Annotated in this window: 6 protein-coding genes; 4 read left to right on the forward strand and 2 right to left on the reverse strand. The window is 69.7% G+C overall.

The annotated features are described in order from the left end of the window. The first annotated feature begins 79 nt into the window (after positions 1–79). Both ACFWM7_RS15560 and ACFWM7_RS15565 read left to right on the forward strand, forming a co-directional pair. Positions 80–1849 (forward strand): LCP family protein, encoded by a 1770-nt coding sequence (locus ACFWM7_RS15560; RefSeq protein ID WP_383260498.1) that lies wholly within the window; start codon positions 80–82, stop codon positions 1847–1849. 64 nt (positions 1850–1913) lie between these two features. Beyond that, positions 1914–3596, forward strand: coding sequence for an LCP family protein (locus tag ACFWM7_RS15565; RefSeq protein WP_383260499.1), 1683 nt, complete (start codon positions 1914–1916; stop codon positions 3594–3596). Positions 3597–3669: 73 nt separating this feature from the next. Here the strand turns inward: ACFWM7_RS15565 and ACFWM7_RS15570 are convergent, their stop codons facing one another. After that, positions 3670–4698 carry a glycosyltransferase family 2 protein gene (locus tag ACFWM7_RS15570; protein ID WP_383260502.1) on the reverse strand — a complete coding sequence of 343 codons (1029 nt, stop codon included), beginning with the start codon at positions 4696–4698 and terminating at the stop codon, positions 3670–3672. A 344-nt stretch (positions 4699–5042) separates the two neighbouring features. On the opposite strand from ACFWM7_RS15570, the gene ACFWM7_RS15575 reads away from it, so the two are divergent. Then, complete coding sequence (locus ACFWM7_RS15575) at positions 5043–6425, forward strand: LCP family protein (RefSeq protein ID WP_383260510.1); 1383 nt, start codon at positions 5043–5045, stop codon at positions 6423–6425. 56 nt (positions 6426–6481) lie between these two features. On the opposite strand, the gene ACFWM7_RS15580 is transcribed toward ACFWM7_RS15575, so the two are convergent. Then, positions 6482–7051 (reverse strand): acyl-CoA thioesterase, encoded by a 570-nt coding sequence (locus tag ACFWM7_RS15580; protein ID WP_383260503.1) that lies wholly within the window; start codon positions 7049–7051, stop codon positions 6482–6484. 117 nt (positions 7052–7168) lie between these two features. Between ACFWM7_RS15580 and ACFWM7_RS15585 the strand changes: the two genes are divergently transcribed. Beyond that, entirely contained in the window at positions 7169–8482 is a 1314-nt protein-coding gene (locus ACFWM7_RS15585; RefSeq protein ID WP_383260505.1) for an LCP family protein, read from the forward strand. Positions 8483–8510 lie beyond the last annotated feature (28 nt).

Genomic DNA, 8510 nt, shown 5'->3' on the forward strand with positions numbered 1-8510 from the left:
TGCACTGCTGGAGCGAAGGAACGAGCGCCCTGCCGGGGGAGGGCGCCTCGCGTGGCACCGACGGAGGACGCAGGAAACCGTGGACGCGCACAGTCGTGGACGGGCGGACGATATCGACCCCGCCGACCAGTGGGTACTCAACCCGCACACCGGTAATTACGAATTGCGACTGGACCACTCCACAGGGGAGTCGAGCAGCCCTTCGCGTACGGCCACGGCCGAGGAGACGGGCCGCCGCAGCAGCACCCGGACCGGCTCGTCCCGTGAGGGTTCCGGACGCCGGGGGGCCCGGGAGGGCGGTGCCGCGCCGCGCCGCGAGGTGCCGGGTCAGCGCAGCCGCCGCAGCTCCCAGGGGGCGCGGGGAGCCGCCGAGCCGCCGACGTCCGGCCGCCGGAAGCGCAAGCCCAAGAAGTCGCGCAAGAAGAAGGCGCTGCTGTGGACGGGCGGGGTGATGGCGTTCGTCGTGGTGGGCACCTCGATCGGCGCGTACGTCCTGTATCAGCAGCTCAACGGGAACATCGACTCCATCGATGTGGGTGACGCAGGCAGCAAGAACGTCGTCAGCGACGGCCCGATGAACATCCTGGTCATCGGCACCGACAAGCGCACCGGCAAGGGCAACGAGGGGTACGGCGACAAGGGCAGCGAGGGCCACGCCGACACCACCATCCTGTTCCACGTCTCCGAGGACCGGACCAACGCGACGGCGATGAGCATCCCGCGCGACCTGATGACCGAGATCCCCGAGTGCGAGGCGAAGGATCAGGACGGCGCCGACGTCACCATCCCCGGCACCCCGAACGAACGCTTCAACACCAGCCTCGGCCAGAACGGCCGTAACCCCGGCTGCACCATGAAGACGGTCGAGAACATCACCGGCCTCAAGCCGGACCACTTCATGATGGTCGACTTCAACGCGGTCAAGGAGCTGACCACCGCGGTCGGCGGCGTCGAGGTCTGCATGGCCAAGCCGGTCGACGACCCGAAGTCCCATCTGAAGCTGCCGCAGGGCAAGTCGGAGGTTCAGGGCGAGCAGGCGCTGGCTCTCCTGCGTACCCGGCACAGCTTCGGCAACGAGAGCGACCTCGACCGGATCAAGGTGCAGCAGCAGTTCCTCGCCTCGATGATCCGCGAGATGAAGTCGAGCGACACCCTGACCAACCCGAAGAAGCTGTACAAGCTGGCCGACGCCGCCACCAACGCGCTGACCGTCGACTCCGCCATCGGCGACGCGCAGAAGCTGATGACGCTCGCCCAGGAGATCTCCAAGGTCGACACGAAGAACATCACCTTCCTCACGATGCCGGTCATCGACAACCCGGCCGAGCCGAAGCCCATCACCGTGGTCGTGGACCCGGTCAAGGGCGAGCAGCTCTTCGCGATGATGCGCTCGGACACCTCGCTGACCGAGGTGAAGCAGAAGGAGAAGGCCGCCAAGGGCAAGCAGGCGGCCCTGCTCAAGGGCCCGAAGGCCGAGCCCGCCGACGTACGCGTGGACGTCCTCAACGGCGGCGACGTCCCCGGTGCGGCGGGTTCGACCGTCACCTGGCTGCAGAACGAGCAGGGGGTGCTGAAGTCCGCCAACAAGGCCAACGCACCCGAGAAGATCAAGAAGACGACGCTGGAGTACGCGCCCAACCAGGCCGATCAGGCCCGGGCGCTCGCCGAGATGATGGGGCTTCCCGCAACGGCCATGAAGCAGGGCACCGCCGACGCCGAGGGGCTTGAGGCGATGGTGCTCACGCTGGGGGCGGACTTCAAGGGCGCGGGACAGCTCATCACCGGGCCGGCGAAGGCTCCGGAAGGCGTCGAGCAAGCGAGCGCCGACAAGGCGGTATGCGCCAAGTGACACCGGGTCACCGGGCCGCAGCGGAAATCTGAACAGCATGGGGGGTCCGGTGGGACGGAGCAGCATGTCCGGGGAGGGGACGCGATCACGCGTCCGCCGCTCCGGTCGACTCGACCGCGACGAAAGCCCGCACGGGGCCGACGGTGACCGGCCGGGGGGCGGCGAGGGCGCGCCGGGGGGCCGCCGGGCCGCGAAGGGCCGGCGCGGCAGCGGAGGCTCCGGAGGTGCCGCGCGGGGGCGCAGCAGCCGCCGGGCGCCCAAGAGCGGCAAGCGGCGGGTGCTCCGCTGGAGCGCCTCCGTGCTCGCCGTGCTCATACTCGTCACCGGCGGCGCCGGTTACGTCTACTACGAGTACCTCAACAGCAACATCAGGAAAGAGGATCTGACCCTCGGCGACAAGCAGATGGCCGACCACAAGGCCAACGCCGCCGGGCAGACCCCGCTCAACATCCTGCTCATCGGTTCCGACGCCCGGGACTCCAAGGCCAACCAGAAGCTGGGCGGCGCGAAGGAGACCTTCGGGGCCCCGCCGCTCGCCGACGTACAGATGCTGCTCCACCTCTCCGCGGACCGCAGCAATCTGTCCGTCATCAGCATGCCGCGCGACACCATGGTGAAGATGCCGAAGTGCACGGCCCCGGACGGCGAGGTCTTCCCGGCCAGCCAGGGGGACGTGCAGACCAACGAGAGCCTGGGGCGCGGCGGTCCGGGGTGCACGGTGGCCACCTGGTACGAGCTGACCGGGATCCGGATCGACCACTTCATGATGATCGACTTCGCGGGTGTGGTGTCCATGGCCGACGCCATCGGCGGCGTCCCGGTCTGTGTCGACGCCAACATCCACTCGCGCAGCGCCGACGGCAAGGGCTCCGGGCTGAAGCTGGAGAAGGGCACCACGTCCATCCAGGGCGAGCAGGCCCTCCAGTGGCTGCGCACCCGGTACGGCTTCGAGGACAACACCGACCTGGGGCGGGCCAAGGCCCAGCACCAGTACATGAACTCGATGGTGCGTCAGCTGCGCAAGGGCACCAAGCTCACCGACCCGGCGAAGCTGATGAACCTCGCCGAGGCGGCCACCAAGGCGCTGACGGTCGACAAGGGGCTGGACACGGTCAAGAAGCTCTACGACCTGGCCGAGGAGTTCAAGAAGGTCCCGACGAAGCGCATCACGATGTCGACCATGCCGAACGTGTACGGCACCGGCGTCAACAACGGGCGGGTGTACCCGAAGGCGGGCGACGCCGAGCAGTTGTTCCGGATGGTGCGGGACGACGTACCGCTGGACGGCAAGGCCTCCAAGCGGAAGAAGCAGGAGGAGCCCAAGGACTCGTCCGCGCCGGTCGGCGAGATCGCCGTCTCCGTACGGAACGGGACCGCCACCGACGCGCTCGGCCCGGCCTCGGGGCGGGCCGGTGACGTGGCGGACCAGCTGAAGAACGCGGGCTTCGGGCGGACCAGCGTCGACGCGAACAACGTGACCGGGGCGGCGCGGACCGGGATCCTGTATCCGAGCGCGGACCTGGAGGGCGACGCACAGGCGGTCGCCAAGGCGCTCGGGATTCCGCTGTCGCAGGTGAAGAGGTCCACCGACGTCTCGGGGATCTCGCTCGCGGTGGGCGCGGACTGGCGCGAGGACGGGGCGTATCCGGTGTCCAAGGGCACGGAGAAGACCCCGGAGTCGGCGGGCGCCCTCAACGGCGAGGAGGAGGGGGCCTGCATGAAGGTCAACCCGAACTACACCTGGTGACCCCGTAGCGGCACGCGCAGGCGACGAAGGGCCCCGACGCCGAGCATCGGAACCCCTCTCGTACGTCGTCGTCTCAGACGGTCTCGCTGCTGCCGGTCATCGCCGGGCGGCGGCTCGCGATGACGCGCTTGGCCAGGGACCGGGGGCTGGTGAGGAAGCCGAAGCCCCAGCACATGTGCATGGTCGCCAGCGCCACCGGGATCTGGGCGCGGGCCTTCAGCGAGAGGCCCTTGCCGGCGGGCAGCGAGCCGGCGACGATCGCGGCCACGTAACCGCCCGGGACGACCAGGGCCCACGGGGTGACGGCCGCGCCGAGGACCAGGCCCGCCGCGATGGCGACGACGGCGGTCGGCGGGGCCAGGTAGCGGAGGTTGATCGAGCCGGCGTGGTAGCGGGCGACGACGTGGCGCCAGCGGCCGTAGTCCTTGTACTGCTTGGCGAGCGCCTTGACCGTGGGGCGCGGGCGGTACTGGACCTTCAGCTCGGGCGAGAACCAGATCAGCCCGCCGGCCTCGCGGATGCGGAAGTTCAGCTCCCAGTCCTGGGCGCGGATGAACTCGACGTTGTAGCCCTCCGCCCGCTCCAGGGCCTCGCGGCGGAAGACGCCGAGGTAGACGGTCTCGGCCGGGCCGGCCTGGCCGCCGGTGTGGAAGGCCGCGTTGCCGACGCCGATCTTCGAGGTCATCGCGGCGGCGACGGCCTCCTCCCAGGCGTTCTCGCCCTCGGCGTGCATGATGCCGCCGACGTTCTGTGCGCCGGTCTCCTCCAGGAGGCGGACGGCGGTCGCGATGTAGTTCGGCGAGAGCATGCCGTGGCCGTCGACGCGGACGACGATCGGATGGCGGGAAGCCTTGATCGCCGCGTTGAGGGCGGCGGGGGTGCGGCCGGTGGGGTTGGGCACGGTGTGGACCCTGGGGTCCTCGGCGACCAGCTCGGCGGCGATCTCGTCCGTCCGGTCGGCGGAGGGGCCGAGCGCGATCACGACCTCCATCTCACCGGGGTACTCCTGCTCCAGGATGTGCCGGACCGAGTTCCTGAGATGGCGTTCCTCGTTGAGCACCGGCATGATCACGGAGACGGCGGGGTACTGCGCGGCAGACATGTGGTCCTCGGGTGGTCCTCGGGGGCGCCGGGGGTTCCGCGCCGCAGGCGGCGGGCGCCCCGGGAGACGGCGTTATTCGGCCGCCACGTTACCGCGAATGGGGGACACCGGTGCGCGCCGCCGGGTCGCGGGCCGGAGCGGAGATCGTATGGGCCTACCGTGCGATGGTCCCCCTTGCACCGCAGAGGTGTCTCTCCCGCACCCCGGAGGTGTCGCCCCCCGTGCCCACGCCGCAGCGACCGCAGCGCCCGCCGCAGCCCCGCGCCACTCCCCCACGCCGCCGCCCGCCGCAGGGCACCCGGCCGGTCCGCCGCCGCAAGCAGGACGAGCGGCCGCGCTGGGGGATGCGGGTGGCCACCGGTCTGTCGGTGCTGGTGCTGGGGGCGGGTGGGATCGGTCACGCGATCGTGAGCAGCCTGGAGGGCGGGATCGGCCGGGTCGACCCGTTCAAGGACATGAAGAACCGTCCCGAGGGCGGCAACGGTACGAATCTGCTGCTCGTCGGCACCGACGGCCGGGACACGATCACCAAGGCCGAGAAGCAGAAGTACAAGCTCGGCGGCGCGCCCTGCCACTGCACGGACACGATCATGCTGGTCCATCTGTCGGCCGACCGGCAGCGGGCGAGCGTGGTCAGCCTCCCCCGGGACAGTTACGCCGAGATGCCCGCGCACACCGACCGCACCACGGGCAAGCGTCACGAGAGCCACCCGGTGAAGCTGAACGCCGCGTACGCGGAGGGCGGGCCCACGCTGACCGTGCAGACGGTCGAGAACATGACCAAGGTCAAGATCGACCACTATCTGGAGGTCGACTTCACCAGCTTCATGAAGACGGTGGACGCGGTGGGCGGGGTGAAGATCTGCACGGCGCGGCCGATGAAGGACTCGTACACCGGTCTGGACCTGACCGCGGGTACGCATGAGCTGGACGGCGGCCAGGCGCTCCAGTACGTGCGCTCGCGCCATGTGGACGTGGCCGCCGACCTGGGCCGGATGGAGCGCCAGCAGAAGTTCATGGCGGCCCTGATCAAACAGGCGACGGGCAGCGGGGTGCTGCTGAACCCTGTGAAGTTCCAGCAGGTCTCGGCCTCGGTGCTCAGTTCGGTCCGGGCCGACAAGGGCTTCGGTACGGAGCAGATGCTGGCGCTCGGCAAGGCGATGAAGGGCTTCGGTCCTGCCTCGTCGGAGTTCGCGTCCGTGCCCATCGGCAACCCCAGCTTCCCGGTCAAGGGCATCGGCTCGACGGTGCAGTGGGACGCGAAGAAGGCGGAGAAGCTGTTTCAGGCCCTGCGCGAGGACAAGCCGCTGGCCCCGGCCGCGCCGAAGCCGGCGGCCGGAGCGGAAAAGGCCCCGGCCACGCTGGTGGACGTGGCACCGAAGGAGGTCGGGGTGCAGGTCTACAACGGAACCCCGAAGGCCGGGCTCGGCCGGACCGTGGACGAGGCGCTGCGGGCGACCGGGTTCGCCACCACCGAGGCCCCGCTCAACGGGGAGGTGCGGGAGCTGAAGCGGACGCTCGTGGAGTACGACCCGCGCTGGGACCGGTCGGTGAAGACCCTGGCCACGGCGCTGCCCGGAAGCGAGCTGAAGGCGGTGGAGGGCCAGGGCCCGCAGATGAAGGTGACGGTGGGCTCGGACTTCACGAAGGTGCAGCGGGTGAAGGCGGAAAGCCGGGACACGGGCGAGTTCTCCCCGGTGACGGGCGACGAGGTGGTGTGCCCGTAGGGCCGTGACCGGGCGGCCATGACCGGACGGGGCCCGGGGTGGCTGCCTGGCCGGATTCAGTCGTCGATGCCGTCGGCGGCGCGCTTGTCGCGCAGTTCCTTGATCGCCCGGCGGCGGGCGAGCCGGTGGGTACGCCGGATCTGCGCCTCCTGGTAGCGCCGGTTGTCACGCTCGGTCTCGGGGATCACCGGCGGTACGCGGCGCGGCTTGCCGTCCCCGTCGACAGCGGCGAAGACCAGATAGGCGCTGCCGACCTGCTGGGCGGGGGTCGACTCGTTCCAGCGCTCCGCCATCACGCGGACACCGACCTCCATCGAGGAGCGGCCGGTCCAGTTGACCTGGGCCTTCACATGGACGAGGTCACCGACGCGGACCGGCTCCAGAAAGACCATCTCGTCCATCGACGCGGTCACGGCGGGCCCGCCGGAGTGCCGGCCGGCCACCGCGCCCGCGGCGTCGTCGACCAGTTTCATGATCACGCCACCGTGCACCGTGCCGAGGAGATTGGTGTCGCTGCCGGTCATGATGTGGCTGAGGGTGGTCCGGGACGCCGCGGTCGGCTTGCCCGGAATCTCACCCTCCGGCCGGTTGGCCGGATCTGTTACGTCAGTGGCCTGATCTGTCATACCGTCCACCTTATGCGGGTGCCGTGCTCCCGCAGAATGCATCAGGTTCGCAACAGCCCTGGTGCGATTTCCCTTACACCCTGTAGTAGCCGTGGGCCGGGACGGCACACTGGTCGGATGAACGATTGGCCCGATCGACGGACCGGCGACCGCAGCGAACGCTACGGGCGGGGCAGTGCCAGCCCCCAGCCCGAGAGCGCGCGGGCGATGCCGCACATCCAGCGCCGCCCGTCCCAGCCCCGTACCCCGCAGCGGCCGCAGGTGCCGCCGCAGAGCCAGGGGTACGACGACCGGTACCAGGACGGCGGCTACGGCAACAGCCCCGAGCCCGGATACGACAGCGGCTACAACACGGGGCAGGTCTACGGCTCGGGCAGCGGCGGCTCCGACGGCCGGGGCGGCGGTGGCCGTCGCGGCGGCGGTGACGGGGGTTACGTCCAGGGCCGCCCGGCCCCGGACTGGCGGCGCCGGATCAAGCTCGGCGCGCTGACCCTGGTGGTCGTGGTGCTCGCGGTCTCGATCTCGACGTACTTCTGGGCCGACTCGAAGCTGAAGCGCGAGGTGGACCTCGCCAAGGTCATCGACCGGCCGGAGTCCGGCGACGGCACGAACTACCTGATCGTCGGGTCCGACAGCCGGGAGGGCATGTCGGACGAGGAGAAGAAGCGGCTGCGCACCGGCTCGGCCGAGGGCAAGCGCACCGACTCGATGATGATCCTGCACGACGGCTCCAGCGGCCCGACGCTGATCTCGCTGCCGCGCGACTCCAACGTCGAGATCCCGACCTTCAAGGGCTCGGAGTCCGGGAAGACGTTCCAGGGCACCGGCCGGCAGGTGAAGCTGAACGCGGCCTATGCCGAGGACGGACCCGAACTCCTCGTCCGTACGGTCGAGTTCAACACCGGTCTGCACATCGACCACTACGTCGAGATCGGCTTCGGCGGCTTCGCGAAGATCGTGGACGCGATCGGCGGGGTCGAGATGGACATCCCTAAGGCCTTCAAGGACAAGAAGTCCGGGGCCGACTTCCAGGCGGGCAAGCAGACGCTGAACGGCGAGCAGTCCCTCGCCTTCGTCCGTACGCGTTACGCGTTCGAGGGCAGTGACCTGGACCGTACGAAGAACCAGCAGAAGTTCCTCGCGGCGCTGGCGAGCCAGACGGCGACCCCGTCCACGATCATCAACCCGTTCAAGCTGTATCCCACGATGGGCGCGGGCCTGGACACGTTGATCGTGGACAAGGACATGTCGCTCTGGGCGCTGGGAAACATGTTCTTCGCGATGAAGGGCGTCACCGGCGGCGAGGGCACGTCGATGAACATGCCGATCTCGGGCAGCACCGGCGGCAACCTGGTCTGGGACAAGGCCAAGGTGAAGCAGCTGGTGGAGCAGCTGAACAACGACGAGAAGGTCACGGTCAAGGGCAACTGAGGCTGCGGGAAGAGCTGTTGAAGGGCGC

It is taken from the genome of Streptomyces sp. NPDC058375 (assembly GCF_042723425.1).
Taxonomy (GTDB): Bacteria; Actinomycetota; Actinomycetes; order Streptomycetales; family Streptomycetaceae; genus Streptomyces; species Streptomyces durocortorensis.